27 protein-coding genes are annotated in these 23,612 nt (G+C 44.7%); 22 read left to right on the top strand and 5 right to left on the bottom strand.

Going from position 1 to position 23,612, the window contains the following annotated elements:
* The first annotated feature begins 12 nt into the window (after positions 1-12).
* From MKZ16_RS23350 to MKZ16_RS23335, 4 genes are all read left to right on the top strand, one after another.
* The gene (locus tag MKZ16_RS23350) at positions 13-327 is read left to right on the top strand and encodes a hypothetical protein (RefSeq protein WP_036683022.1); all 315 of its coding nucleotides are present in this window, start codon (positions 13-15) and stop codon (positions 325-327) included.
* A 120-nt stretch (positions 328-447) separates the two neighbouring features.
* On the top strand, positions 448-981 hold the full coding sequence (locus MKZ16_RS23345; RefSeq protein WP_036683019.1) for a hypothetical protein: 534 nt from the start codon (positions 448-450) through the stop codon (positions 979-981).
* A gap of 97 nt (positions 982-1,078) precedes the next feature.
* A complete protein-coding gene (locus tag MKZ16_RS23340) occupies positions 1,079-2,197 on the top strand; it encodes a hypothetical protein (RefSeq protein ID WP_076104355.1) in 1,119 nt (372 codons plus the stop codon).
* Positions 2,194-2,766 carry a type 1 glutamine amidotransferase family protein gene (locus MKZ16_RS23335; protein WP_038572592.1) on the top strand — a complete coding sequence of 191 codons (573 nt, stop codon included), beginning with the start codon at positions 2,194-2,196 and terminating at the stop codon, positions 2,764-2,766. The genes MKZ16_RS23340 and MKZ16_RS23335 overlap by 4 nt, the downstream gene beginning before the upstream one ends.
* A 65-nt stretch (positions 2,767-2,831) precedes the next feature.
* Here the strand turns inward: MKZ16_RS23335 and MKZ16_RS23330 are convergent, their stop codons facing one another.
* On the bottom strand, positions 2,832-3,425 hold the full coding sequence (locus MKZ16_RS23330; RefSeq protein WP_036683014.1) for a hypothetical protein: 594 nt from the start codon (positions 3,423-3,425) through the stop codon (positions 2,832-2,834).
* A gap of 208 nt (positions 3,426-3,633) precedes the next feature.
* Between MKZ16_RS23330 and MKZ16_RS23325 the strand changes: the two genes are divergently transcribed.
* The 3 genes from MKZ16_RS23325 to MKZ16_RS23315 are packed head-to-tail and all read left to right on the top strand — an operon-like array spanning position 3,634 to position 5,437.
* On the top strand, positions 3,634-4,290 hold the full coding sequence (locus tag MKZ16_RS23325; protein ID WP_038572590.1) for a ribonuclease H family protein: 657 nt from the start codon (positions 3,634-3,636) through the stop codon (positions 4,288-4,290).
* Between the two features lie 43 nt (positions 4,291-4,333).
* The gene (gene ung, locus MKZ16_RS23320; protein ID WP_036683009.1) at positions 4,334-5,002 is read left to right on the top strand and encodes a uracil-DNA glycosylase; all 669 of its coding nucleotides are present in this window, start codon (positions 4,334-4,336) and stop codon (positions 5,000-5,002) included.
* Positions 5,003-5,032: 30 nt separating this feature from the next.
* Positions 5,033-5,437 carry a hypothetical protein gene (locus MKZ16_RS23315; RefSeq protein ID WP_036683006.1) on the top strand — a complete coding sequence of 135 codons (405 nt, stop codon included), beginning with the start codon at positions 5,033-5,035 and terminating at the stop codon, positions 5,435-5,437.
* A gap of 110 nt (positions 5,438-5,547) precedes the next feature.
* Here MKZ16_RS23315 and MKZ16_RS23310 read toward each other — a convergent pair whose 3' ends face one another.
* Together MKZ16_RS23310 and MKZ16_RS23305 are read right to left on the bottom strand one after the other, a co-directional pair.
* Positions 5,548-6,657, bottom strand: a complete 1,110-nt coding sequence (locus MKZ16_RS23310) for an AI-2E family transporter (protein WP_339814762.1) — start codon at positions 6,655-6,657, stop codon at positions 5,548-5,550.
* A 191-nt stretch (positions 6,658-6,848) separates the two neighbouring features.
* On the bottom strand, positions 6,849-7,121 hold the full coding sequence (locus MKZ16_RS23305) for a hypothetical protein (protein WP_036683002.1): 273 nt from the start codon (positions 7,119-7,121) through the stop codon (positions 6,849-6,851).
* A 251-nt stretch (positions 7,122-7,372) separates the two neighbouring features.
* Here MKZ16_RS23305 and MKZ16_RS23300 point away from each other — a divergent pair, with 251 nt between their 5' ends.
* The 5 genes from MKZ16_RS23300 (at position 7,373) to MKZ16_RS23280 (ending at position 12,797) form a co-directional block, all read left to right on the top strand.
* Entirely contained in the window at positions 7,373-8,137 is a 765-nt protein-coding gene (locus tag MKZ16_RS23300; RefSeq protein ID WP_305953507.1) for a DeoR/GlpR family DNA-binding transcription regulator, read from the top strand.
* A 117-nt stretch (positions 8,138-8,254) separates the two neighbouring features.
* A complete protein-coding gene (pfkB, locus tag MKZ16_RS23295) occupies positions 8,255-9,166 on the top strand; it encodes a 1-phosphofructokinase (protein WP_076104357.1) in 912 nt (303 codons plus the stop codon).
* 38 nt (positions 9,167-9,204) lie between these two features.
* Positions 9,205-11,133 carry a fructose-specific PTS transporter subunit EIIC gene (locus MKZ16_RS23290; protein ID WP_038572586.1) on the top strand — a complete coding sequence of 643 codons (1,929 nt, stop codon included), beginning with the start codon at positions 9,205-9,207 and terminating at the stop codon, positions 11,131-11,133.
* Between the two features lie 176 nt (positions 11,134-11,309).
* Entirely contained in the window at positions 11,310-11,810 is a 501-nt protein-coding gene (locus MKZ16_RS23285; protein WP_036682996.1) for a Crp/Fnr family transcriptional regulator, read from the top strand.
* A 315-nt stretch (positions 11,811-12,125) separates the two neighbouring features.
* The gene (locus tag MKZ16_RS23280) at positions 12,126-12,797 is read left to right on the top strand and encodes a YitT family protein (RefSeq protein WP_036682994.1); all 672 of its coding nucleotides are present in this window, start codon (positions 12,126-12,128) and stop codon (positions 12,795-12,797) included.
* A 252-nt stretch (positions 12,798-13,049) separates the two neighbouring features.
* Here MKZ16_RS23280 and MKZ16_RS23275 read toward each other — a convergent pair whose 3' ends face one another.
* On the bottom strand, positions 13,050-13,946 hold the full coding sequence (locus MKZ16_RS23275; protein WP_036682991.1) for a rhodanese-related sulfurtransferase: 897 nt from the start codon (positions 13,944-13,946) through the stop codon (positions 13,050-13,052).
* 302 nt (positions 13,947-14,248) lie between these two features.
* On the opposite strand from MKZ16_RS23275, the gene MKZ16_RS23270 reads away from it, so the two are divergent.
* The 3 genes from MKZ16_RS23270 to MKZ16_RS23260 all read left to right on the top strand — a co-directional run bounded on the left by MKZ16_RS23270 (position 14,249) and on the right by MKZ16_RS23260 (position 15,856).
* A complete protein-coding gene (locus tag MKZ16_RS23270) occupies positions 14,249-15,043 on the top strand; it encodes a TIGR00266 family protein (RefSeq protein WP_076104358.1) in 795 nt (264 codons plus the stop codon).
* A gap of 46 nt (positions 15,044-15,089) precedes the next feature.
* The gene (locus MKZ16_RS23265; protein ID WP_179089996.1) at positions 15,090-15,251 is read left to right on the top strand and encodes a hypothetical protein; all 162 of its coding nucleotides are present in this window, start codon (positions 15,090-15,092) and stop codon (positions 15,249-15,251) included.
* Between the two features lie 407 nt (positions 15,252-15,658).
* Complete coding sequence (locus tag MKZ16_RS23260; RefSeq protein ID WP_143759014.1) at positions 15,659-15,856, top strand: hypothetical protein; 198 nt, start codon at positions 15,659-15,661, stop codon at positions 15,854-15,856.
* A gap of 97 nt (positions 15,857-15,953) precedes the next feature.
* Here MKZ16_RS23260 and MKZ16_RS23255 read toward each other — a convergent pair whose 3' ends face one another.
* Complete coding sequence (locus MKZ16_RS23255) at positions 15,954-16,490, bottom strand: hypothetical protein (protein ID WP_179089997.1); 537 nt, start codon at positions 16,488-16,490, stop codon at positions 15,954-15,956.
* A 457-nt stretch (positions 16,491-16,947) separates the two neighbouring features.
* Here MKZ16_RS23255 and MKZ16_RS23250 point away from each other — a divergent pair, with 457 nt between their 5' ends.
* The 7 genes from MKZ16_RS23250 (at position 16,948) to MKZ16_RS23220 (ending at position 23,595) form a co-directional block, all read left to right on the top strand.
* Entirely contained in the window at positions 16,948-17,394 is a 447-nt protein-coding gene (locus MKZ16_RS23250; protein ID WP_076104478.1) for an NlpC/P60 family protein, read from the top strand.
* Positions 17,395-17,556: 162 nt separating this feature from the next.
* Positions 17,557-18,258 (top strand): response regulator transcription factor, encoded by a 702-nt coding sequence (locus tag MKZ16_RS23245; RefSeq protein WP_036682984.1) that lies wholly within the window; start codon positions 17,557-17,559, stop codon positions 18,256-18,258.
* Complete coding sequence (locus tag MKZ16_RS23240) at positions 18,255-19,262, top strand: sensor histidine kinase (protein WP_036682982.1); 1,008 nt, start codon at positions 18,255-18,257, stop codon at positions 19,260-19,262. Before MKZ16_RS23245 ends, MKZ16_RS23240 begins: the two co-directional genes overlap by 4 nt.
* Before the next feature lie 85 nt (positions 19,263-19,347).
* Positions 19,348-20,118: an ABC transporter ATP-binding protein gene (locus MKZ16_RS23235; RefSeq protein WP_036682980.1), complete on the top strand. Its 771-nt coding sequence runs from the start codon at positions 19,348-19,350 to the stop codon at positions 20,116-20,118.
* Positions 20,093-22,042, top strand: coding sequence for an FtsX-like permease family protein (locus tag MKZ16_RS23230; protein WP_076104362.1), 1,950 nt, complete (start codon positions 20,093-20,095; stop codon positions 22,040-22,042). The genes MKZ16_RS23235 and MKZ16_RS23230 overlap by 26 nt, the downstream gene beginning before the upstream one ends.
* 18 nt (positions 22,043-22,060) lie before the next feature.
* Complete coding sequence (locus MKZ16_RS23225) at positions 22,061-22,684, top strand: DedA family protein (RefSeq protein ID WP_038572570.1); 624 nt, start codon at positions 22,061-22,063, stop codon at positions 22,682-22,684.
* A gap of 50 nt (positions 22,685-22,734) precedes the next feature.
* On the top strand, positions 22,735-23,595 hold the full coding sequence (locus tag MKZ16_RS23220; RefSeq protein WP_036682972.1) for an undecaprenyl-diphosphate phosphatase: 861 nt from the start codon (positions 22,735-22,737) through the stop codon (positions 23,593-23,595).
* Positions 23,596-23,612: the final 17 nt, after the last annotated feature.

The raw sequence follows: 23,612 nt of genomic DNA, 5'->3' as shown, positions 1-23,612 counted from the left end.
GGGGATTACATAATGAAAGACTATGAAGTGCTGGAAATTAACAAAAAGAGTTTTTTTAAAACGACTATCTATTTTATGATCATTCCTACACTGCTATTGTTTATAGTAGGTTTAGGGATGGTGGTGATCGGGCTTATCATTAAAGAGACGTTTATGGTTGTTATGGGTATCCCTTATTTGATTATGCCGGTTATTTTGATACTCATTTATGGATTGGTGGGTATGCTTGTAGCGCTGGTATATAACAAGCTGGCGAAGAGATTCGGAGGTCTAGAATTGAAAATAGTGGAGAAAAACCCTCCGGTTGAAGCAAACTATTTACCATAACCCGAAGTTATTAAAGGGCAGGTATTGCGATGATTTCGCTACCTGTCCTTTTTTATCTTTTTAATTTGAAAAGAAACCGGGGAATGGATATGATTTGGATAATGAAAGGATGATTGCCAGATGACGGAACAGACACAAAGAGCCAAGGAGCTGTACATTCAGTTTTTGGGTCATTTTTTAAATATGCATAAAGCAGGAGTGCTTAAGGAGTACAAGAGTTTTGAAATTCCAAGAGAAGTGGAGCTGGAATGGCTGCAGGAATGGGCCACGGAGCACGTCAAGCAGTTGTCGATACGGGACTGGGATGCGATTACGATACTGGAATCCATCTCGCGGAATTATCAGGATAGCTGGATTGTGGAAAAAGTGGCTTCTTTTGCTTCGCGGAATATTATGAGCGCCGATAGTTTGGTTAGACTGATTTATGCGGAAAAAATGCTTGAAATCATTCGTTCTCATAATCAAGTGATCACAAAAGAACTGTTATTTCAAGGATGTAAGGTTGCTGTTCAAATCCTCGAGGATGTAATCTCACAGCCGCTGGTCATTGATCCTGGACACGAACTTAAAGAACATAACCTTAAAGATAAACGTGCGTTAAACAGTCGAGCCCAACAAGGGATTGAAGAGGTAAAGGTACTAATTAATTCTTAGCTGCCAAAGTTGACATACTGTTGTCAAATTGGGTGTGCTACGATTTCCTGACAGAATCACGTTTGCTGATCTAAAGATGAAAATGAGGGATTATCGAATGGCTGAACCTTTAAAAGCAATGTACAATGAACAATTTCTGCGTGAGTTCGGCGAAAAGATTCGTGGCGTACATAGTGTCTTCGATACTGAGGCATTTGTAAGCTCAGCCATGACTGAACCGTGGGATACGCTTGAGCTGAAGGCAAGAATGCGGCGGATCACCGAGACGTTGGGCAGCCACTTACAGCTTCCTTATGAGGAAGCGCTGGCTATCCTATTCGCCATTGCTGAGGAATGTGTAGGATTTCCGTATTTAATTTTTCCGGATTTCGTTGAGGTATATGGCCAAGGAGACGAACATTGGGCGTTGTCTATGCAGGCGCTGGAAAGATTCACAGCGAAATCATCGGCTGAATTTGCAGTTAGGCCGTTTCTTTTGCGGGAACCAGAGCGGATGATGGCTCAAATGCAGATATGGGCGAAGCACCCTGATGAGCATGTACGTAGGCTGGCTAGTGAAGGCTGTCGGCCTCGTTTGCCTTGGGGACAGGCGCTCCCCATGTTCAAGCTTGACCCGGCTCCGGTATTACCTGTACTTGAGCAGCTTAAGGCGGATACATCCCTGTATGTGCGTAAAAGTGTCGCTAATAATTTGAATGATATTGCGAAGGATCATCCGGAAGTGGTGCTCGATACCGCTCGGCGCTGGAAGGGAACACATCCCGATACAGACTGGATTGTGCGGCACGGCTGCCGTTCTTTGATTCGTAAAGCTGAGCCAGAGATTATGGCTTTATTCGGATACGCAGAGCAGACAGACGAAGCTACTCCACTTATAACGAGTGCTTCAATTCTATTGGAACCTTCTATCCTGACCATTGGCGAAAGCTCTGAATTACAGTATAAGCTTCAAGTTCGTGAGGGAGCTCCGGCACGGATTCGGATTGAGTACGGAATCTATTTCGTGAAAGCGGCAGGTCGAACCTCTCGTAAATCTTTTTTGTTATCGGATAAGACCGTACCTGGAGGTACAATTCTGTCAGGTAAACGGACACATCGTTGGGCTGATTTAACAACTCGGCGTCATTATCCAGGAGAGCACCGGATTGTGCTGCTGGTAAATGGGCGAGAAGTGGCGGAAGTGGCGTTAGAACTTAAAGGGAGTGCTAATATATGAAAAAAGAAGTTTTGATGTTTCTATCCAATGGCTACGCTGATTGGGAAAGCGGATATATTAGTGCCGAACTAAATAAGCCGGAGAGTGAATTTAAAGTAAGCACAGTTGCTTTAACTAGCGACAATGTCAAATCTATGGGTGGATTTACTGTTGTACCTGACTATACTTTAGACAGTTTACCTGTTCAGTATGAAATGTTAATTTTAATCGGGGGCACAGGCTGGAAAGATAATTCAGCTATTACTCCAGTGATTGAAAAATGTTTGCAGGAGAGTGTACCTATTGCCGCTATATGTGACGCTACAACTTTTTTGGCTGAACATGGCTATTTAGACAACATACCGCATACCGGAAATTCATTGGATTATTTAAAACAAAACGCTCCTAATTATAAAGGAGATGCAAATTATATAGAAAAACAGGCAGTTTCGAGTGAACATATCATTACTGCTAATGGTACGGCTGCTTTAGAATTTGCAAGGGAAGTTATGAAGAAGTTAGAGGGTTTCCCAATCGAAACCGTCGAGGGATGGTACAATTTTTTCAAAGATGGTTTTTATCAAGAATAAAAATGTATATAAAAAAGGTGGTCTCAAGTCTTAACGACTTCAGATCACCTTTCTGGGGTTGAAGCTTATTTTTTCACTTCTGTAACACCAGTTACTTTTCCTTGATCGGATGAATTAAAGGTGGATTTATATTGATCGTTTGCGAAGTAGACATTGCCTTCAACGGTTGCGTTCACCAGGGTAAAACCATCCGCTTCTACGTATACATCTCCAATAAAAGTGCCGCCTTGAATACGGGCGTTTTTACTCTTGATGGTCAATTTTGGAGCAGTCAGTTTGAAGGAGTTGGTGATGTTGTGATCCGCATCTTGTGTGTATAGAGCAATTTTTCTGGCGGGTTCCTCTTTATTCATGAATTCTCCATCCACGACGAGATCTTCGGTGAAGGTTAAGTCTTTAAGTGTGGCAGCAATCCAGGTTCCCTCTGGACTGATGGCGCGTTTGAAGGCTTCTTCATTATCTACTACGGAAGCTGAGGTTACAGCATCTGTGGTGTTATTTTGATTATTAGCGGTGCCTGCATTATTAGTGGTACCCGCGTTATTTGTGTTCTCAGGAGTGCTTGTTGCAGTAGCATTATTAGCATTATCTGTTGCATTTCCACATCCGACCATTAACACAAAAGCAAATACCGCAGCAACACTTGCTATCTTTCTCATCTGTATAACCTCCCTAAGTAATTGTACCGATATCCTTCGAGCTTACTATAGAGTGATTAGTTAGTAATTTACCAATCAATCTACAAATGGTAATATAGGCCTGGACATCTCTGGCGTATAGTATGACCTGAAAAATGTGATTTATCCGATGAATTCACGAGCAATATGGATTACAATAAGTACAGGCAGTAGAAAAGGAGCATTATCCATGGCCAAGCAGAAATATTATGTAGTCTGGGAAGGTAAACAACCGGGAGTCTATAGCACTTGGGCAGAATGCCAGGCACAGACAGATCATTATACCGGTGCAAAATATAAATCCTATGAATCCAAAGCAGCAGCTGATGCGGCATATAAAGCGGGCTGGAAGGGGAATTGGGGAACAGGGGCAGCTGGTGCAGCAAAGTCTAAGGGGACAAGTTCTTTTAAACGCAGTGCTACAGTAGAGACCTCTGAGGAGATTGATTACAACAGTATTTCAGTAGATGTGGGGACTCGGGGTAATCCGGGGCCTGTTGAATATAAGGGTGTAGATACACAAACGGGAGATATCATTTTCTCCTGTGGTCCGATCAAAAAGGGCACTAATAATTTAGGTGAATTTTTAGCGATTGTCCATGCCTTGGCGTTGTTGAAGAAAGAGGGAAGCGATAAAACGGTTTACAGTGATTCTGTAAATGCAATGAAGTGGGTGAAGCAGAAGAAGGTGGCAACAACCTTGCCGCGCGATTCTTCAACAGAGGAAATTTGGGTGCTTATTGATCGGGCAGAGCGTTGGTTGCAAACCAATACATATGACAATAAGGTGCTCAAGTGGCACACAAAAGAGTGGGGCGAGATCAAAGCGGATTATGGTCGGAAATAAAAAACTATATCGCTATGGTTTCGGTTGAAGGAGGAGTTTGGGGATGTTTGGCAACGATTGGGATGAGGTATTGCAGGATGAAATGCAAAAGCCTTATTTTTTAAAATTAATGGATGTACTAACAGAAGAATATAAGGAACATACCGTTTATCCGCCAAAAGAATTATTGTTCACAGCATTAAAACTAACGCCTTATAAGGAGACTCGTGTAGTTATTTTAGGTCAAGATCCTTATCATGGTCCCGGACAAGCTCACGGACTAAGCTTCTCTGTCAATCCGGGGGTACGTATCCCTCCGTCACTGCGCAATATTTATGCAGAGCTGAAGGAGGACGTCGGTGTGCCTGTTCCGAACCACGGCTCTTTATTGCACTTAGCAGAGCAGGGAGTGTTGTTGCTGAACACCGTACTGACGGTACGTGAGGGTGAGGCGGGTTCACATAAAGGTCTGGGCTGGGAGACATTCACAGACACCATAATGCAAAAGCTGAATGAAAGAACTACGCCCATGGTATTTATATTATGGGGGAGTCATGCGCAGAAAAAAGGTGCTTTCATCGACCAAAGCCGGCATAAGGTGCTGCAATCACCTCATCCAAGCCCTCTCTCGTCGCATCGTGGATTCTTTGGCAGTCGTCCGTTCTCGAAGGCCAATCAATTTCTAGAGTCGCAGGGTATGGAAGGAATAGATTGGTTCATTCCGGACTTATAATTTATGGAGTGATGCGAAGGGGAGGTAGCTATGAAGCATTGGGTAGGTAAACCCGTTATAATGTACTGCGGAGAGAAACCTTATACCATTATGAAGGGAATCCTGCGCAAATGGGACCTTTCCGCATCGGTGGCGGTCATTGGCCATCAGGAAATTGCTGTGCCGTTTCGGGATATTGTTGTTATTAAGGCTCTGGCTCCAAAAGAAAGAGCGCTGCCTCCAGTTCTCCATTCCGTGGGTTATGTGATGAGGGATCGGCAGCAATTTGACAATGCAGTGTATTTTAAATCGGCGGTCAGCGTCTGGAAAGAGGATCAGCTTATTGCCTTTAATACGATTATTACCTCACATACGAAAGGTTCAGTTACACTTCAGAACGGCCAAAACCTGATGAAGGGCAATCACATCTTTGTAGTTCGTTCTTTACGAGGGTGATTTCAGGAACCTGTAAAGAATAAAAAAGGGTACGACTCCGAGTGATTGGAGACGTACCCTTTTTTATTTTATAGTTAAGCTCCGCCCGTTCACGAAGTAGATCACAACCGTTATAGCTCCTCTTTTTTGATAGGCTCAGCTTCATCTTTACGGTCTGCAATAATAATCTCATACACGCGCAGGAAAACAATTTTTATAATCATATAAACAGGGAGCGCAATAAGAACTCCGATAATACCGTAGAAGTCTCCACCTATAAGGACAAGGATGACCGTAGTCAGTGGATGAACATCCAATGATTTTCCGTAAATAATCGGTGAGAGTACATTATCCTGGATCTGCTGGGCAATGAAAATTATGACTAGAGACCATATGGCCATCGTCGGTGATTCAATGAAACCTACTATTATTACCGGAATCGCTGCTAAGAATGAACCCACATATGGAATGAAGTTAAGAGGCACTGAAATTACGGCGAGTAACAGGGAGTAAGGCAGTCCGATGATAAGGAATCCTATATATAACATAATACCGAGTACGACATTTAGCACCACACGTGTGACGATGAAGCTGCTTAATGCGCTGTCGATATCTCCAAGCATCTCTTGGCCTTCCTTCCGATATTTTCTCGGAATTAAGCCTTGAAGTTTAGGCGATAGCTTATAGTCATCTTTTAGCATGTAGTACAGAATGATGGGCAAAGTGGCGATTAACACTACAATGCTGGAAACAACGCCAATCAAATTGGACATGGAATTGGTAACCCAGGTAATAGTATCGCTAAGAAATTCTGATAAACGGGCCGCGACGTCAGAATCCCCTTTGAAAAAACGTGACAGTGTCGGATTCTCCCTCAATGCATTGAACTGATCCTGCAAACCTTGCACGAGGTAGGGAGTGTTATCAATAAAGTTCTGAATTTGTTCTTGCAGTGTCGGCCAGACTAGAATCCAGAAGAGAACGAACAAGCCCGCAATCAGAAAATAAATGAGCAGGATGGAGAACGCCCGGTTTAATTTTCTTTTCTCTAGGATTCTTACTAACGGACGCAGCAGGTAGTACATAAACCCTGATAACATCATGGGAACAAGTAATAATTTGAAAATGGCACCTAGTGGCGCGAAGAGAAACATTACTTTGGAGCCTAAGTACAAAATCAGTAAAAAGGCGATAATAGCAAGGTTTGTCCGAAAATACTTCTGTTGTGGCAATAAAAACATCCCCCAAAATTCAAATTTATATCTATGTAGTTTAATAACCCTAATTTACAAGTATTGATTCAAAAGCGGGTAATTCCTTATAGGTAGTTCTTGGCATACCCATATAGAGGTTCTAGTTACAAAGGTTACGCCAAGTAAAAAGATCGCAATATAACAAGGGTATATCACTACTTCGCTGCTTTTTTCGTGGATTATCTTGATTTTCGTTTATGAGATTTTCTAGTGGATAAAGTGAAGATTTCAGGAACTACCTCCTCGCCTCCAGTTTCTTTGGTAACTTGTCTTGCTTTAACAAGAGATAAAAAGGAAAAAATCTCACCTAATGCTACAAGTCCAGCTGCGATGATCTCATAATCCTCAGCGCTAAGTTCTGCGGATTCCACTGGATTAGTGTTATTGGTGGTCCCATTCTTATTAGCATTGCTGTTACCGTTATTTCTCCCACGGTTTCTTCCATTGGCCATTTCTGATCACCCGCTTTTCCCGGTATGTATTATTAATATGTTATAAATGCCGTATATGAGATAGGCAATTGGGATGTAATTTTGCACTGTCTCTTTTTAGCACTTTACATAGGATGAAAACGCTGTTAAAATCATAAACGAGCACAAACGATCAATAACGGTCACATATAATCAATTAACGGTCAAGAAAATTCATAGATGAGCGCAAGGAATTGTACAGGTCGCGCTCTCACATAAAGGAGCGAGCCACGATGATGTTTGAGGAAGAGAGAAAACAAAAAATCGTGCTTTTTGTGGAAAAAAACTCAAGAGCTTCTGTACAGGAGCTAAGTCAGGAAATGGGCGTATCCGAGTCTACTGTGCGCCGTGATCTGAAGGAGCTGGAAGAAGCCAAGCTATTAAAGCGTACTCATGGCGGAGCAGTTTCCTTGCAGAGTGTCAATTTTGAGGCGGCTTATCCTGATAAGGAAGATCATTTATTGGATGAGAAGCAACGGATTGCCCGCAAAGCAGTGGAGATGATTCAGGAGGGTGACGCTATACTGCTTGATGCAGGAACAACAACACTGCAGATTGCCAGAGAGCTGAAGAACTTTTCGAATATCAAAGTCATTACGAACTCGATTATGGCGCTGAATGAGCTGCGGGATTGCCGCAATATCGAAGTCTCAATTACAGGTGGTATGCTTCGCCCGGATACGATGGCTTTTGTTGGACCGATGACAGAACGTTCCTTAGATATGGTGAGAGTGGATAAAACTTTTCTTGCTACTAATGGACTGGATTTGCGGGAAGGCATCACAACCCCGAACATGTTAGAGGCAGCTACAAAACGCAAAATGATCGCAGTCGCCAAGCAAGTTATTCTACTGGCAGATCACAGTAAGCTGGGGCAGGTATCCTTTAGCAAGGTTGCTGATGTGACGGAAATGGATCATTGCATTATAGATTCAGGAGCGTCTGACAAATTCATCCGTGAGATCACGCAATTGGGTGTGGATTTCACGCTGGTATAAATTCTATATAGGATAAGCAATTATGAATTACCGTGTGATCGTTTGGAGAAATTACAGATGCCGTATTTTTGATCGGTAATCTATGGCTTAGAAAACCAACATAATTGAGGGATAATCATGATCTATACTGTAACGCTTAATCCTTCCATTGATTATATCGTGGAAGTGGAAGATTTGAGACTGGGTGACTTGAACCGGATGAAACGTGATTTGAAGCTTCCCGGAGGGAAGGGGATTAACGTATCCCGAGTGCTTAAACAGCTTGGGGTTCAGAATAAGGCTATGGGATTCCTTGGCGGCTTCACCGGCCGATATATTGAGGATTGGTTACACGAAGAATCAATTTCAAGCGATTTCGTGTTTGTTTCTGATGATACGCGGATTAACATCAAGCTCAAGCATGGAGAAGAAACGGAGATTAACGGTGTTGGACCCGCCATTCTTGATCCGGAAGCCGATGCACTATTACAAAAGCTGGCTGCTCTGAACGCGGAGGATGTAGTGATTTTGTCGGGAAGCGTTCCCCCATCACTGGGTGCAGATTTCTATGACAAGCTTATATCTGTGTGCAAACAGAGTGGAGCGGAATTCGTCATTGACACTACTGGTGCTGCACTTCAAAAAGCGCTGGCGTATCAGCCATTGCTGGTTAAACCGAACCATCATGAGCTTGCAGAGCTATTCGGCGTAACAATAGACACGAGGGAAGAGATTGTTACTTATGGACGCAAGCTGCTGGATGCAGGAGCGAAACATGTACTGGTTTCCATGGCGGGTGAAGGGGCTTTGTTCATTACGGAGCAAGGGGTATACCACGCCAACGCACCAAAAGGTAAAGTAAAAAATTCTGTAGGTGCAGGGGATTCCATGATCGCTGGTTTTGTAGGGACACTGTCTTTGACAGGAGACTTGTTGGAGGCGTTCCGTGCAGGCGTTGCCTCGGGCAGTGCAACCGCATTCTCTGATGATTTAGCGGATAGAGAATTCATTGAACAGCTGAGACCGCTGATCCAAATCTCAGAAGTGTAAGCCGACAGCATTCAAAGTACTTAAGGGAGTTGAACATGATGAAAATAACGGATTTAATGATAAAAGAAACTATGATCATGGATCTAAAAGCTACAACTAAGGAAGCTGCAATTGATGAATTGATTGCAAGTCTTGCTGCTAGTGGCCGAATTAATGATCCGATCCTTTTTAAAGAGATGATTTTGAAGCGCGAAGAGCAATCCAGTACTGGGATTGGTGGCGGTATCGCGATGCCGCACGCTAAGACTAAAGCGGTAAATGAAGCGACGGTTGTATTTGCTAAGAGCGCAAAGGGAGTGGAGTTTGAATCCCTTGATGATGAGCCAGCACGTATCTTCTTTATGATTGCCGCTCCAGAAGGAGCAGGCAATATGCATCTTCGTACACTGGCCTCATTGTCCAGACTACTGATCGATAGCGAGTTCATTGAACAGCTTATGAATACTCAGACTCCGGATGAGGTATCAGCTTTGTTTGATGCCAAGCAGGCGGAAGGCGAAGCTAAGGAGAAAGAGAACGAAGCCGCTGAAACTGCCGCAAAGTCAGAGCCTGAACGTGTAATCGTGGGCAACCCGGATTCCCAAGCTTTTGTCGTAGCTGTAACTGCTTGTCCTACAGGCATTGCGCACACTTTTATGGCTGAAGATGCCCTTAAGAAAAAAGCTCTAGAAATGGGAGTTAATATCCGTGTAGAGACGAATGGTTCAGAAGGGGCCAAAAACGTACTCACCCCTGATGAGATTCGGCGTGCAAGCGGTGTAATTGTTGCAGCTGATAAAAAGGTGGAAATGGCCCGTTTTGACGGTAAACCTGTACTGCAAAGACCGGTAAGTGATGGCATCCGTAAGTCGGAAGAGCTTATTCGTAAAGCTATGAATGGGGAAGCGCCGATCTATCACAATGAAGGTCGCGGTGGCAATGACGAAGGGTCTAAAGAGAAATCTGGCAGTATCGGCAGTAAAATATATAAGGACTTAATGAATGGGATCTCCCACATGCTTCCGTTTGTAGTCGGTGGCGGTATTCTGCTAGCAATCTCCTTCCTGATTGAACAAGTAGGTGGAGCAGATCATCCGCTGTTCCAGTTACTGCAGACAATCGGTGGCGGAGATGGTGCCTTCCATTTCCTAATTCCAGTCCTTGCTGGATTTATAGCGCTTAGCATTGGTGATCGTCCGGCTCTGATGCCAGGTATGGTTGGGGGCTACATGGCCTTGAATTCCAATGCTGGGTTCCTCGGCGGGCTGGCTGCTGGTTTCTTGGCGGGTTATGTAATTATCGGACTACGTAAAGTATTTGCAGGTCTGCCTAAAACACTTGACGGACTGAAGCCGATCCTGTTATACCCGGTATTCGGGCTTCTAATTACCGGTGGATTGATGTATTACCTGTTCGATCCGGTCTTTAGCTGGATCAATGTCGGACTGATCGATTGGCTTAATGATCTTGGAACTGTTAATGCTGTTATTCTGGGCCTGGTTCTCGGTGGCATGATGGCCATAGATATGGGTGGACCTTTCAATAAAGCTGCTTATACTTTTGCCATCGGTGTATTCACTACCAGTGGCAATACCAACGGCTTCATGATGGCTGCTGTAATGGCGGGGGGGATGGTACCTCCACTTGCAATAGCACTGGCTTCTACTTTCTTTAAGAATAAATTCACGGAAGAAGAACGTAAATCAGGCTTAACGAACTATGTGCTGGGCTTATCGTTCATTACAGAAGGGGCCATTCCATTCGCCGCAGCCGATCCGCTTCGTGTCCTAACCTCTTGTATTCTTGGTTCGGCCGTTGCTGGAGGTCTTACACAACTTTGGAATATCAACGTGCCGGCTCCGCATGGCGGGATCTTTGTAGCTGCCCTTTCAAGCCACGCGCTGTTGTTCCTGTTGGCTGTTCTGATCGGTTCGGTCATCTCCGGATTGATGCTCGGATTATGGAAGAAACCGCTTGAAGCAAAGTAACTTTATAAGTAAATTGAACTGCTGGGTGCCAGAATTTTCATTCTGGTGTCCAGCAGTTTTTGCATGGACTTTAATCTACCCCTTTCCTCGCCCATAGGTAGATTTATCTCCATAAATGAGGTTTAATTTTATATAATTGAAAATATATATAATCAGAAGGAAAAGGAGCGAGCGAGATGATATTACATAAGGGGGAAGTCTTGTTCCGCCAAGGAGACAGCTGTGATTTTTTATTTAAGGTAAAAAGCGGGCTGTTCAAGGTCACAAGACTTCATGAGAATGGGAACATGGTGTTATTTAACATCCTGTATCCTGGTGAGATGGTTCCCCATCATTCACTCATTTCGCCAAAGGAGGCGCATGGAACGGCAGTTGCGATGATGAAGAGCGAGGTGGAGGCAGTTCCATCAGCAGAATGGTATCAACAGCTGCGGGATGATCCTGGTCAAGCGATGGAAATCGCCAGACTGCTTCAGGAGAAGGTACGGTTTATGCAAACACGGCTGGATCATCTTACTGTAGGTACACCTGCAGAACGTATGGAATTGCTAACCCGCTGGTTTAATGACTATTCTCATGGCGCAGCGCTAACAGAGTTATTGACCCAGGAAGAAATAGGGCAATTGATCGGTGTAAGACGTGAAACAATCAACCGTTTGCTGCGGAGTACAGAGTGATTCCTGCTTTTTTCTGGCAAACTGTTTAGAGTAGGGTGGCTCCGTGGTATAATGTAAACAGAACTTATCAAATTAGAGAAAGGATCAGGATACCATGTGTCCCCGAAGGACGATTCCCCAAAGGACGATTTGGAAACGTTATGATCTGTCTTATACTTAGCTTCCCTGTAGAAGGTGCGTAAACCGTTGTTACTTGACGAACCGCCTCTGCGAGGGGAAGGAGTATATATATGCGAAGGAGCAATACCTCCGGTTTTACCCGTCGTAGAGGTTGGTGGGACGTCTAGCCGCCATATACGATAAGGGGAGACCTGTATGAGGAACCACAATTACGGAGTGAATGTACTGCTCCGATTGACAGTCATTTTGTTTGGAACATTTTTGCTTGCATTTACTTATTATCACATCAATTTTCAGAATCATTTGTCAGAGGGCGGATTCGTAGGATTATCGCTGCTTGGCAAATATGTATTAGGAATTTCACCTTCGATTTCAACTCTGCTTCTAGACGTTCCAGTACTCTTGATAGCATGGATGTTCAAAGGGAAAGCGTTCGTGTGCAACACTTTTGTTTCTGTAGGAGCTTTTACAATCTTCTATGGTCTCATGGAACGTTATTCCGGTTTGGTCATCAACTTGCAGGACAATTTGGCATTAGCAGCTCTTTTGTCCGGCGTACTGACAGGTTTAGGAGCGGGAATTATCCTGCGGAGTGGCGGGGCTAGCGGTGGAGACGATATTTTGTCGCTGCTGGTTAGTGAATGGAAGGGAATCAAAGTAGGTACGGTATTCATCATGATGGATGTAATCGTTCTGGCACTATCACTCTTTTATATGCCTGTTAAAGAAACGATGTATACAGTGATGGCTGTAGTCGTAGCTGGCTATGTAATCACTTTTACAACCTCTTTAGGCAAACCAAAGCTAGTGAAGTCGCCAAAGATTCAATCTACTTTGCGTAAACCTCATGATGGTACGGTAATGTGAATAAGGCTGTATAAACAGCTTATTTGGGGATATACTACATTTAAGGTCAGCCAGAATTTCTGGTTGACTTTTTTTTGTTGGATATGACGTATTTTAAAGGGTGCAGTCCTAGGGGCGTTGTTCGGACGTTTCGCTCATAACAAAAGATGGCGTACAGTGAAAATCCTGCACGCCACCTTTTAGTTAACTTAAGACTCACTTGTGCTCGTCTTTGAATCGTGTAGAGACATTTGCGACCAGCTTGTCTTTTATTTAGCCCACGGTATTCGTGATAGCTTCGCATTCGTCCGAACAATGACCACTGTGCTGTGTTTCACAGTCCTCACAGCAAATATGCTGAAGATGACAAGCATCATTGGCGCAATTGATAAATTGGTCAGCTGGCTGACCGCAGTGATGGCAACGTCCGACAACGATATCCTCGTCGGTATGATTAATCTGTACGGAGATCCGCTCATCGAAGACATAACATTTTCCATCAAACAGTTGGCCCTGTACCTCAGGGTCTTTACCATAAGTCACAATGCCGCCATCCAACTGGTACACCTGCTCAAAGCCTTCCTTCATCATAAACCCGCTTAATTTCTCGCAGCGGATCCCGCCTGTACAGTAGGTCAGGATTGGTTTATCCTTAAGGTCGCTCATATTCTCGCGAATCCAGTCCGGGAATTCTTTGAAGCTGTCTACTTCGGGGCGGATGGAGCCGCGGAAATGACCAAGATCGAATTCGTAGCCGGTACGACCATCCAGAATCACCACATCGTCGCGCTGCATCATTTCGTAGAAATCTTTAGGCGCCAGATGCTCTCCGGTAATCACGTTAGGGTCCAGTTCATCCTCGACCCGGAACGTCACGAGTTCCTTTTTATAACGAACGAAGATCTTTTTGAAGGCATGAGCATCAGCCTCATCGATCTTGAAGACGATATCGCTAAACAGAGGGTTTGCGCGCAAATCCTTCATGTATTGCTCGGTTTGGGCAACCGTACCTGATAGTGTTCCGTTAATGCCTTCATCAGAAATGAGAATTCGTCCCTTTACATCAAGCTCTTTGCAGTAAGCCAAATGCTCCTGGGCGAATAGTTCTGCATCCGGCACTTTTACAAATTTATAGTATAGCAGAATTGCATATTCCGATTGTGGATTCATTCATTTCACCTTTATCATTAGAATTAGACTACTAAATAAACATTTAAGTATAAAAAGTATTGTAACATATTATCAAGTATTGACAAGAGATGTGGTACAGTAACCTGAAGAAAGCTGGTATAAATATCATTTTTCAGGGATACCAGGATTAAGGTCAGCCAGAACCTCTGGTTGATTTTTTCTGCAGGATATAGGCGGTTTTCATGGATAGTTATGATTAGCGAAACCGTGAATCGCAACGCACGTATATATTTTCATTCATAAGTCACATGATGACTTTAATTATAAGGAGGAACTGCGGGATGAGTGCTCATGAGATTGATTATGCCATTATGGGTGAGGAAATACAGTGTGTAGAGGTGCAGCTTGACCCAGGAGAGAGTGTAATTGCCGAAGCCGGGAGCTTCATGATGATGGATCAGGAAATAACAATGGAGACGATATTTGGTGACGGCAGCGGAGGCTCGCGTGGAAGTGGCTTGATGGGGAAGCTGATGGGCGCGGGCAAACGTCTGTTGACAGGTGAAAGCTTGTTTATGACTGTCTTCACACACAGTGGTTCTTATGGGCGTAAAAGTGTTACCTTTGCTGCTCCGTACCCAGGCAAAATCATCCCGCTCGACTTGCAGCAATACGGTGGAAAAATCATCTGTCAAAAGGATTCGTTCCTTTGCGCGGCAAAGGGCGTTTCAATCGGTATTGAATTTCAGCGTAAGCTGGGTACTGGCTTTTTTGGTGGGGAAGGTTTTATTATGCAAAAGCTGGAGGGTGATGGACTTTCATTTGTACACTCTGGCGGTTATGTTATGGAACGCACACTTCAACCGGGAGAGACGCTTAAGCTGGACACTGGCTGTCTAGTCGCTATGACGTCTTCGGTGGATTATAATATTGAGTTTGTAAAAGGGGTCAAAACCGCGCTGTTCGGCGGTGAAGGCCTGTTCTTCGCAACGTTGCGCGGACCCGGCAAGGTGTGGGTACAATCGCTGCCATTCAGCCGAGTGGCCGATCGCATCCTGTCCGCTGCCGGCAACAGCGGTCGGAAAGAAGAAGGAAGCGTGCTTGGTGGGCTTGGTAATTTGCTGGATGGCAGATAAGTCTGCGTGAGCGAAGCGCATAGCGTGGGAGTAGAGGATATATGGAATGTGGAGTGAGCGTGGAATTGCTGAGGATATGAGGCAAAGAGCGAACGAAATGTGGAGTGAGCGTGGAATTGCTGAGCATATGAGGCAAAGAGCGCGCGAAATGTGGAGTGAGCGTGGAAATGCTGAGCATATGAAGCAAAGAGCGCGCGGAATATGGTGAGCGTGGAAATGCTGAACATATGAAGCAAAGAGCTTACGAAATGTGGAGTGAGCTTGGAATTGCTGAGCATATGAGGCAAAGAGCGCGCGGAATATGGTGAGCGTGAAAATGCTGAACATATGTAGCAAAGAGCGTACGAAATATGGAGTGAGCGTGGAATTGCTGAACATATGTAGCAAAGAGCGTACGAAATGTGGAGCATACGAGGTATACAACATTACAAGAGGACGCATCGTTTCAGCGGTGGTGCTTTTAGGGGGGGAACAAGGGCAGAAATGCCCTTGTTTTGCTGTAAAGGTTTAGTATCGCGCGAAAGAAGGGCAAAATTGCCCTTGATTTACTTCGAATTAGCTAGTGTGGCACGAAAGAAGGGCGAAAGTACCTTTGATTTGCTCGAATGAGCTAGTGTGACGCGAAAGAAGGACAAAAGTACCTTTGATTTACTCGAATTAGCTAGTGTGACGCGAAAGAAGGACAAAAGTACCTTTGATTTGCTTGATACTGCAAATGAACGGTATAAATCCCGTAGAATAGAGCCGATCGAGCGTATACGGTCAGATGAGCGGTATAAATCCCGTAGAATGGAGCCGATGGAGCACATATAGCCAAATGAACGGTATAAATCCCGTAGAATGGAGCCGACGGAGCACCTATAGCCAAATGAACGGTATAAATCCCGTAGAATGGAGCCGACGGAGCACATTAAGCCAAATGAACGGTATAAATCCCGTAGAATGGAGCCGATGGAGCACATATAGCCAAATGTACGGTATAAATCCCGTAGAATGGAGCCGACAGAGCACATATAGCCAAATGTACGGTGTATGTCCCGCAGAATGGTGCCACTCGAGTCACTGTGGTCAAATGAGCGGTATAAATCCCGTAGAATAGAGCCGACGGAGCACCTATAGCCAAATGAACGGTATAAATCCCGTAGAATGGAGCCGACGGAGCACATATAGCCAAATGTACGGTATAAGTCCCGTAGAATGGAGCCGACGGAGCACCTATAGCCAAATGAACGGTATAAATCCCGTAGAATGGAGCCGATGGAGCCATATAGCCAGATGTACGGTATAAATCCCGTAGAATGGAGTCGATGGAGCGTATATGGCCAAATGAACGGTATAAATCCCGTAGAATAGAGGCGATCGAGCGTATACGGTCAAATGTACGGTATAAATCCCGTAGAATGGAGCGGATGGAGTAGTTGCGGCCAAAGGAGCGGTATAATCCCATAGAATGGAGCCGATCGAGCGTATACATCTCTATAAGCGCTATATATCCACAGATAAGTTACTTCAACAAGCAATAAGTTACTTATGTTCGATGGGATATCACCGTTCGGCGTCTGCAATATCAACTCTAAATTGTCCTCCACTACCGTTATCGCTACCACCGCTGCCACCGCTGCCACCTCCACTACCGTTATCGCTGCCACCGCTACCTCGCTGCCACCGCTGCCACCACCACTACTGTATTCTTAAACCAATTTATAGTTTGTTAAAGCCGTAATGGGCTATGCTCATTTACGGTTTTTTATGTTTTTGTAAGTAATGGTTGGCTGAAGTAGATGACCACTCAGGTAGGATTGGGATAGTTTAATTAATAACTATATAATACCAGTTCATGAGTAGCTGGTTCAGGTATGATGTGTTCAACACTAAATCGTACTTTGGAGGAATGTATATTGGTAATGGACGTGGAATTTGGCAAGGAAATTGAGAATGCTATTAGTTGGGCTAAAGAGCGGCTGGGGTCGCAGGAGTATCCGCTGCGTTGTCTTGCTTTTGTTGAAGATGCATATGAAAGAAGCAATGGGATCGAAATGTGGGGAGGCAGCGATGCACGTGAATCCGCTGAGCTGTACGATGCGCACAAGAACACCGGGGCTCCGCCAGCTGGCGCGTTTGTTTTTTATACTTGCTCAGGTTTGGTGGACGGTGAGCTTAAGGATTGGGGGCATGTAGCTTTGGCCCTTGGGAATGGCGAGGCCATTCATGCCTGGGATAAAGTAAGGATAGATCACTACATGGAAATTTGCCATCTGCAAGCTGCTCCAGGCTGGAGCCAACCAGAACTTATCGGCTGGGCACCTGTAGAGCGAGTTCTTGCCGGGATTCAGAAGAAACAATGGGACTAGTTGATATCCGCAAACCTAACTTATCCAAGAACCTAGAAGGTGCCGTAAATAGGTGCTTCATGGGTTCTTTTTTCTTCCTTCTGATTTGACTAACCCTATGCACGGTGTATATATTATTTGGCAGACCCCCTTATATTGTTAAGGCTGGACCGGAGGTATGATATGTTTAAAATATTTATTATAGAAGATGACCGTGGACTTGTGGCTTTGCTGCAGGATTATTTACATAAGTTTGGATATGATACGCAGGCGGTGAGTGATTTTGAGCGGGTCCGCACTCAGTTTGAGGCGTTCGCGCCACATCTGGTGCTCCTTGATGTTAATTTGCCAAAATACGATGGTTATTACTGGTGCCGCCAAATTCGCGGAATTTCAACCTGCCCTATTCTTTTTATATCTGCCCGCGATGGCAAAATGGACCAAGTAATGGCGCTGGAAAATGGAGCCGACGATTATATCACTAAGCCTTTTGATTACGAAATCGCGATGGCCAAAATCAAAAGTCAGCTGCGGCGCGCCTACGGCACCTATGCCGGAGGGAATAATGAACGCACACTGAACGTTGCGGGAATGACGCTGGATGTAGAGCGGCTAATCCTTACCCGAGGCGAAGCTAAAGTGGACTTAAGCCACACGGAAGCCAAAATACTAGATGAGCTGATGCAAAAGTCCGGAGTCATCGTTACCCGGGACAGGCTGCTCGAAAAAATCTGGGATGATCAAGCCTTCGTGGATGAAAATACATTAAATGTATATGTTACACGTGTACGCAAAAAACTTGCTGCTCTCGCTATCACAGATGGACTACAAACCGTGCGCGGTCAAGGCTACCGTTTGATTCCGAATTGGGGGGATGAGGAATGAAGTTGTTTTTAAGGGAACAGTTCCCCCTGATCGTGGTTTATCTAGCCCAGCTAGTCCTGATCACATTAGTGTATCGGCTGGATGGAGGCAGCGGTCTGAATGTAAGTTTATATGCCGCGCTGCTCAGCACTTGTCTACTGATTGGCTACCTCGCTTACCGTTATGTCACCAATCGCACGTTCTATGAACGTTTGGAGACTACGCCCTCCTCTCTCGATGAGGCAGGTGGCCCTGCACAGGATTCTCCGCTAGCCGTAAGCTTGCGAGGTTTACTGGGGTCGCAATTCCGCCTCTACAAAAATGATTTGCACAGCTACCGCCACAAATTAGAAGAACATATTCACTTTATTAATCAATGGGTACATGGCATGAAGACGCCATTGTCTGTCATTCATCTGATCATTCAGGATAAGGATGGCCCTCCTTTTACGGCAATTGGTGATGAACTGGATCGTCTGAAAAAAGGACTGGATACCGTGCTTTATACGGCCCGTCTGGATACTTTTGAACACGATTTCTATGTGGAACGGCTGAATTTGGAGACAATCGTGCGTGGTGTGACCTCTGAGCAGAAGCGGCTTTTTATTCGAAAAAGAGTTTTTCCAGCTATACAAATAGATGAGCAAATTACCGTAACTACGGATGAAAAATGGCTCACTTTTGTCCTTACGCAGCTGATTACGAACGCTGTACGTTATACGACTGAAGAGGGCAAACATGTTTTTTTTCAAGGGATGGTCACGGAAGATAAGCAGACTGTGCTTGAGATCCGGGATGAAGGAGTGGGCATACCCGCAGGAGATCTGCCGCGCGTGTTCGATGCATATTTTACCGGGGTGAATGGACGAACCTTCCAGGAATCTACGGGGATGGGTTTATATCTCGTGAAGCAGATCTGCGGCAAGCTTGGACATGAGGTGAGTATCCGTTCCGAAGAAGGAAGCGGGACCACCGTGCGGATTGTATTTAGGGAGCAGCATATAACAAACCTTACAAATGTGTAAGGGCATTGTAAGTTTCAGAAATAGCAGCCCATGTGTACACTTTGTATAATGAAGGCAATCCAGTCGAAAGAAGGAGAGGTAACACTTGCCCATTCTAGATGTTCATAATTTATCAAAAATATATGAGGGTAAAGTGTCCACTCAGGCGCTGAATCATATCCGCTTTTCTGTAGAAAAGGGGGAGTTCGTTGGCATAATGGGCCCATCAGGGAGTGGGAAAACAACGCTGCTCAACACGATTGCCACCATCGACCAACCGACCTCCGGTCAGATTCTGATCAACGGGCGAGATCCTAATCTGCTTAGCAGAAAAGAAAAGGCACTTTTTCGCCGTCATGAGCTAGGCTTCGTCTTTCAGCATTTTAATCTACTGGATACGCTCACTGTAGAGGAGAACATCGTATTACCTTTAACGCTTGCAGGTGCCCGTGTCCCAGAGATGGAGAGCAGGCTAAAAGAGGTCACTACCTTGCTTGGCATAGAACATTTGCTGAAGAAGCGCACGTATGAGGTCTCAGGCGGACAAATGCAGCGGGCGGCTATCGCCCGGGCGATGATTCATCGTCCAGCGTTAATTTTGGCGGATGAGCCCACAGGCAATCTGGATTCCAAAGCCTCAGGGGAAGTCATGAATATGTTGACAGAGGTGAATAAGGAAGAAGGAGCTACGGTGCTGATGGTCACGCATGATGCAGTGGCTGCGAGCTTTTGCAACCGGGTCATCTTTATTAAAGACGGACGTTTCTATAGTGAAATGTACAAGGGCAGTAATAGAGGCGCTTTCTTCCAAAGTATTATTGATATGTTGTCTCTGCTTGGGGGAACCAGCCATGACCTTTCGGCAATTCGCTTATAGGAATGTAACACGTAATAAACGCAAATATGCCGCTTATTTTGTCGTCAGTGCTTTTTCGGTGATGATCTTTTTCGTGTGCGCTTTGTTTATTTACCATCCGGATATTTCAAAGAGCTTAATTTATAGTACGGCGGCTCATACGATGATGGTGGCAGAGGCAATTATTTATGTCTTTTGTTCTTTGTTCGTGCTCGTATCCGTTGGATCCTTCCTGCAGTCGCGGAAGATGGAGTTCGGAATTTTATTGATGCATGGAATGACGAAGAGACAGCTAAACACCATGGTTTTTCTGGAAAATATGATGATCGGCACCTCTGCCATCCTGACGGGTACCCTTCTCGGGTTACTTCTGGGCAAATTATTCCTGATGATCGGATCCACTTTTTTGGGAATTCCCCTGTTAACCTTTCATCTCCCATGGCAGGCACTTGTGCTTACGATCTGCAGCTTCGTGTTATTGTTTTTTCTGATATCGCTTTGCACCTTTGTTTTTATCGGCAATGAGTCACTGATGCGTCTGTTTCAGGGAGAACGTAAGGCAGAAGAAGAACCCAAAGTATCGTTTATATTGTCATTTATCTCTGCTGTACTGCTGATCAGTGGTTATTATATGGCGGCTACTGCAAAAGCTGCTTCCGTAGAGAAAGTCATGTTTCCGGTCGTTGCGATTACGGTTATCGGGACGTATCTCTTTTATACCCAGCTAAGTATTTGTGTGGTTAAGCTGCTTAAGGACATTCGGCGCTTGTATTGGCATCGTACGAATATCATCACTTTATCGGGCTTGTCCTACCGCTGGAAAGAGAATGGCCGAATGTTTTTTATGGTGACGATTGTATCCGCAGTCTCCTTCACTTCAGTAGGGGTATTTGCATCGATACATACACTTTCCAGAGAGCTGAAATTGGATTATCCTGCAGCAGTGGGTTATGTAGCTAAAGGAAATCAGGCGGATGAACCCTTTGATCAGCATCTGAACGAAATTAAGGAAGAGCTCAAGACGCACGGACTCCCTTATGAAGCGCTTAGTATCCCGATTAAATATGCTGAGGTCGAAGCTCAGACTGGACCCGATCGCACTTTACGCCTTCCCTTGATTGCTTTTAGTGATTATAATCTCGCCCTGCAGCGTGCAGGTTTCACAACGGCTGAGCGTGCTCTGGTGGGCAACGAAGGTCTGGTGATGATTGGTTCACAGCGGGATCGCAGTTTAACAGAAGGCAGAGTAAAAGCGGTCTATTCCTTGCAGCAAGGACTTGCCATTAAAGAAATAGGTTATACCGCGCAAGTCCCCATTGCTGAATATTTATTGCCGGAGCTGGATGGTAGAGATGGCGGGGATTTTAGTGGTGTCGTGATCAGTGATGAGCTCTACAGCGCTATTGATCCCGTGCAGACGGATCTTTATACAGGTTTTTATGTAGAGGATTTTCCACAGACGGTAGGTATCGCAGATGATCTTGCCCATAAAGGCAAACAGTCCTATGAAAGTGATTCTCCGTATGCGATTGTGATCAGCGGCACGCTGTTTGAATTTCAGAAAACATTGTATAACACAATGCTTTTTGCTTCATTGCTGGTGGGTACTGTCTTTTTTATCGCGGCAGGCAGCTTTCTTTACTTCCGGTTATATACCGATCTTGATCATGATCGCAATCAATATTCCACTTTGTCCAAGATGGGGCTTACGGATAAAGAACTCAATCGAATAGTCACAATTCAGCTCGCTCTATTGTTTTTTGTGCCGGTCGGAATAGCTATTTTACACAGTGTGTTTGCCTTTATTGCGCTTCAACGGTTGTTCTACTTATCTATCGCAACGGAGACAGGCGCGGTGTTACTCGGATATTTGGCTGTTCAAGGACTATACTTCTTTTTTATTCGCAGCCGCTATTTACGCAACCTGAAGAAGAACTTGATATGAGAAATGGGGGTAACAAGAATGCAAGCATGGATTACAGACTTTATGGAGCAGTTTGGTTACTTCGGTATTTTTCTGATGCTGGCCTTTGAAAATATATTTCCACCAATTCCTTCAGAAGTGATCCTGCCCTTTGGAGGGTTTATGACCACTACGACGAGCTTAACTATACCTGGTGTAATCATTGCTGCCACGGCTGGATCACTACTGGGTGCAGTAATTCTCTATTATATTGGCCGATTATTGGATGTGAGCCGGTTAGAGAAACTGGTTGAACGCTGGGGGGGCCTAATTCGCGTCACTAAAAAAGATATCCACAAGGCTGACGCCTGGTTTGATAAATATGGCTATTGGACTGTATTGTTTTGTCGGATGGTTCCGCTGGTCCGCAGTCTGATTTCGATTCCGGCGGGAATGTCAGGTATGAAATTTGGAGTATTTATGATCTTCACAACGATTGGCACATTGGGATGGAATTTGCTGCTTGTGCTTATTGGCGCAGCTTTGGGCGAATCCTGGGAGGACATTGCCATGTACATGGATGTCTACTCCAATGTGGTCTATGTACTAATTGCTGGCGGATTAGTTATTCTTGGGTTTCTGTACTTCCGCAAACGCAGCCGGAGAATGAACATTGAGGGCTAAGCGGGTGGAGGACTGATAATAGAAATGACTATTAAAAAGGAGGGAAACACATGGAGCTATTAACGATTATTAAAGCCATTATTTTGGGGCTTGTTGAAGGTTTAACCGAATTTGCTCCAGTATCCTCCACGGGTCATATGATTATTGTTGATGATATGTGGCTGAAATCACAGGAGTTATTTGGACAATATACGGCAAATACCTTCAAAATAGTTATTCAACTGGGTTCTATATTAGCGGTTGTTGTGATTTTTAGAAATCGATTCATTGATCTGTTGGGCTTAAGGCGTTTCAGCCGTAAGCAGTTGGACCCTGTAACAGAGAAGCTACCGCAGTTAGAGCAGGGCGGGCACCTCAAGCTGACACAGGTTCTGGTAGGGTTAGTGCCTGCAGGTGTGTTAGGTGTTCTGTTTAATGATTATATTGATGAGCATTTATTCTCTACCTCAACGGTGTTAATTGGTCTAGTGATCGGGGCTATATTAATGATTATTGCGGATCTGTTTGGGCCGAAGAAGATCAGAACTGAGAGTGTAGATCAGATTACATACAAACAGGCACTTGGTGTAGGTCTTGTACAGTGTTTTTCGTTATGGCCTGGATTTTCACGCTCGGGCTCGACGATTTCTGGTGGCGTAATCCTCGGGATGAGCCATCGTGCCGCTGCTGATTTTACGTTTATTATGGCAGTACCCATCATGGCAGGTGCCAGTCTGTTGTCACTGATGAAGAACTGGCAATATTTCACCATGGACGCGCTGCCGTTTTTTATTGCAGGCTTTATTAGTGCCTTCCTATTTGCGCTGTTATCGATGCGTTTCTTCTTAAAACTGATCAATCGTATCAAGCTCTTACCGTTTGCTATATACCGTATAATTCTTGCTGCTGTAGTATATTTCGTATTTTTCTAAGTCCGTTATAAGGAATC

The organism is Paenibacillus sp. FSL R5-0928 (genome assembly GCF_037970385.1).
Classification (GTDB): domain Bacteria; phylum Bacillota; class Bacilli; order Paenibacillales; family Paenibacillaceae; genus Paenibacillus_AQ; species Paenibacillus_AQ odorifer.
This window is presented reverse-complemented; position numbering and strand designations above follow the sequence as displayed.

Coding starts and splice junctions, on each gene's coding strand:
- MKZ16_RS23350 (WP_036683022.1), top strand. CDS start 13: ATGAAAGACTATGAAGTGCTGGAAATTAACAAAAAGAGTTTTTTTAAA.
- MKZ16_RS23345 (WP_036683019.1), top strand. CDS start 448: ATGACGGAACAGACACAAAGAGCCAAGGAGCTGTACATTCAGTTTTTG.
- MKZ16_RS23340 (WP_076104355.1), top strand. CDS start 1,079: ATGGCTGAACCTTTAAAAGCAATGTACAATGAACAATTTCTGCGTGAG.
- MKZ16_RS23335 (WP_038572592.1), top strand. CDS start 2,194: ATGAAAAAAGAAGTTTTGATGTTTCTATCCAATGGCTACGCTGATTGG.
- MKZ16_RS23330 (WP_036683014.1), bottom strand. CDS start 3,425: ATGAGAAAGATAGCAAGTGTTGCTGCGGTATTTGCTTTTGTGTTAATG.
- MKZ16_RS23325 (WP_038572590.1), top strand. CDS start 3,634: ATGGCCAAGCAGAAATATTATGTAGTCTGGGAAGGTAAACAACCGGGA.
- ung (WP_036683009.1), top strand. CDS start 4,334: ATGTTTGGCAACGATTGGGATGAGGTATTGCAGGATGAAATGCAAAAG.
- MKZ16_RS23315 (WP_036683006.1), top strand. CDS start 5,033: ATGAAGCATTGGGTAGGTAAACCCGTTATAATGTACTGCGGAGAGAAA.
- MKZ16_RS23310 (WP_339814762.1), bottom strand. CDS start 6,657: ATGTTTTTATTGCCACAACAGAAGTATTTTCGGACAAACCTTGCTATT.
- MKZ16_RS23305 (WP_036683002.1), bottom strand. CDS start 7,121: ATGGCCAATGGAAGAAACCGTGGGAGAAATAACGGTAACAGCAATGCT.
- MKZ16_RS23300 (WP_305953507.1), top strand. CDS start 7,373: ATGATGTTTGAGGAAGAGAGAAAACAAAAAATCGTGCTTTTTGTGGAA.
- pfkB (WP_076104357.1), top strand. CDS start 8,255: ATGATCTATACTGTAACGCTTAATCCTTCCATTGATTATATCGTGGAA.
- MKZ16_RS23290 (WP_038572586.1), top strand. CDS start 9,205: ATGAAAATAACGGATTTAATGATAAAAGAAACTATGATCATGGATCTA.
- MKZ16_RS23285 (WP_036682996.1), top strand. CDS start 11,310: ATGATATTACATAAGGGGGAAGTCTTGTTCCGCCAAGGAGACAGCTGT.
- MKZ16_RS23280 (WP_036682994.1), top strand. CDS start 12,126: ATGAGGAACCACAATTACGGAGTGAATGTACTGCTCCGATTGACAGTC.
- MKZ16_RS23275 (WP_036682991.1), bottom strand. CDS start 13,946: ATGAATCCACAATCGGAATATGCAATTCTGCTATACTATAAATTTGTA.
- MKZ16_RS23270 (WP_076104358.1), top strand. CDS start 14,249: ATGAGTGCTCATGAGATTGATTATGCCATTATGGGTGAGGAAATACAG.
- MKZ16_RS23265 (WP_179089996.1), top strand. CDS start 15,090: ATGTGGAGTGAGCGTGGAATTGCTGAGGATATGAGGCAAAGAGCGAAC.
- MKZ16_RS23255 (WP_179089997.1), bottom strand. CDS start 16,490: ATGGGATTATACCGCTCCTTTGGCCGCAACTACTCCATCCGCTCCATT.
- MKZ16_RS23250 (WP_076104478.1), top strand. CDS start 16,948: ATGGACGTGGAATTTGGCAAGGAAATTGAGAATGCTATTAGTTGGGCT.
- MKZ16_RS23245 (WP_036682984.1), top strand. CDS start 17,557: ATGTTTAAAATATTTATTATAGAAGATGACCGTGGACTTGTGGCTTTG.
- MKZ16_RS23240 (WP_036682982.1), top strand. CDS start 18,255: ATGAAGTTGTTTTTAAGGGAACAGTTCCCCCTGATCGTGGTTTATCTA.
- MKZ16_RS23230 (WP_076104362.1), top strand. CDS start 20,093: ATGACCTTTCGGCAATTCGCTTATAGGAATGTAACACGTAATAAACGC.
- MKZ16_RS23225 (WP_038572570.1), top strand. CDS start 22,061: ATGCAAGCATGGATTACAGACTTTATGGAGCAGTTTGGTTACTTCGGT.
- MKZ16_RS23220 (WP_036682972.1), top strand. CDS start 22,735: ATGGAGCTATTAACGATTATTAAAGCCATTATTTTGGGGCTTGTTGAA.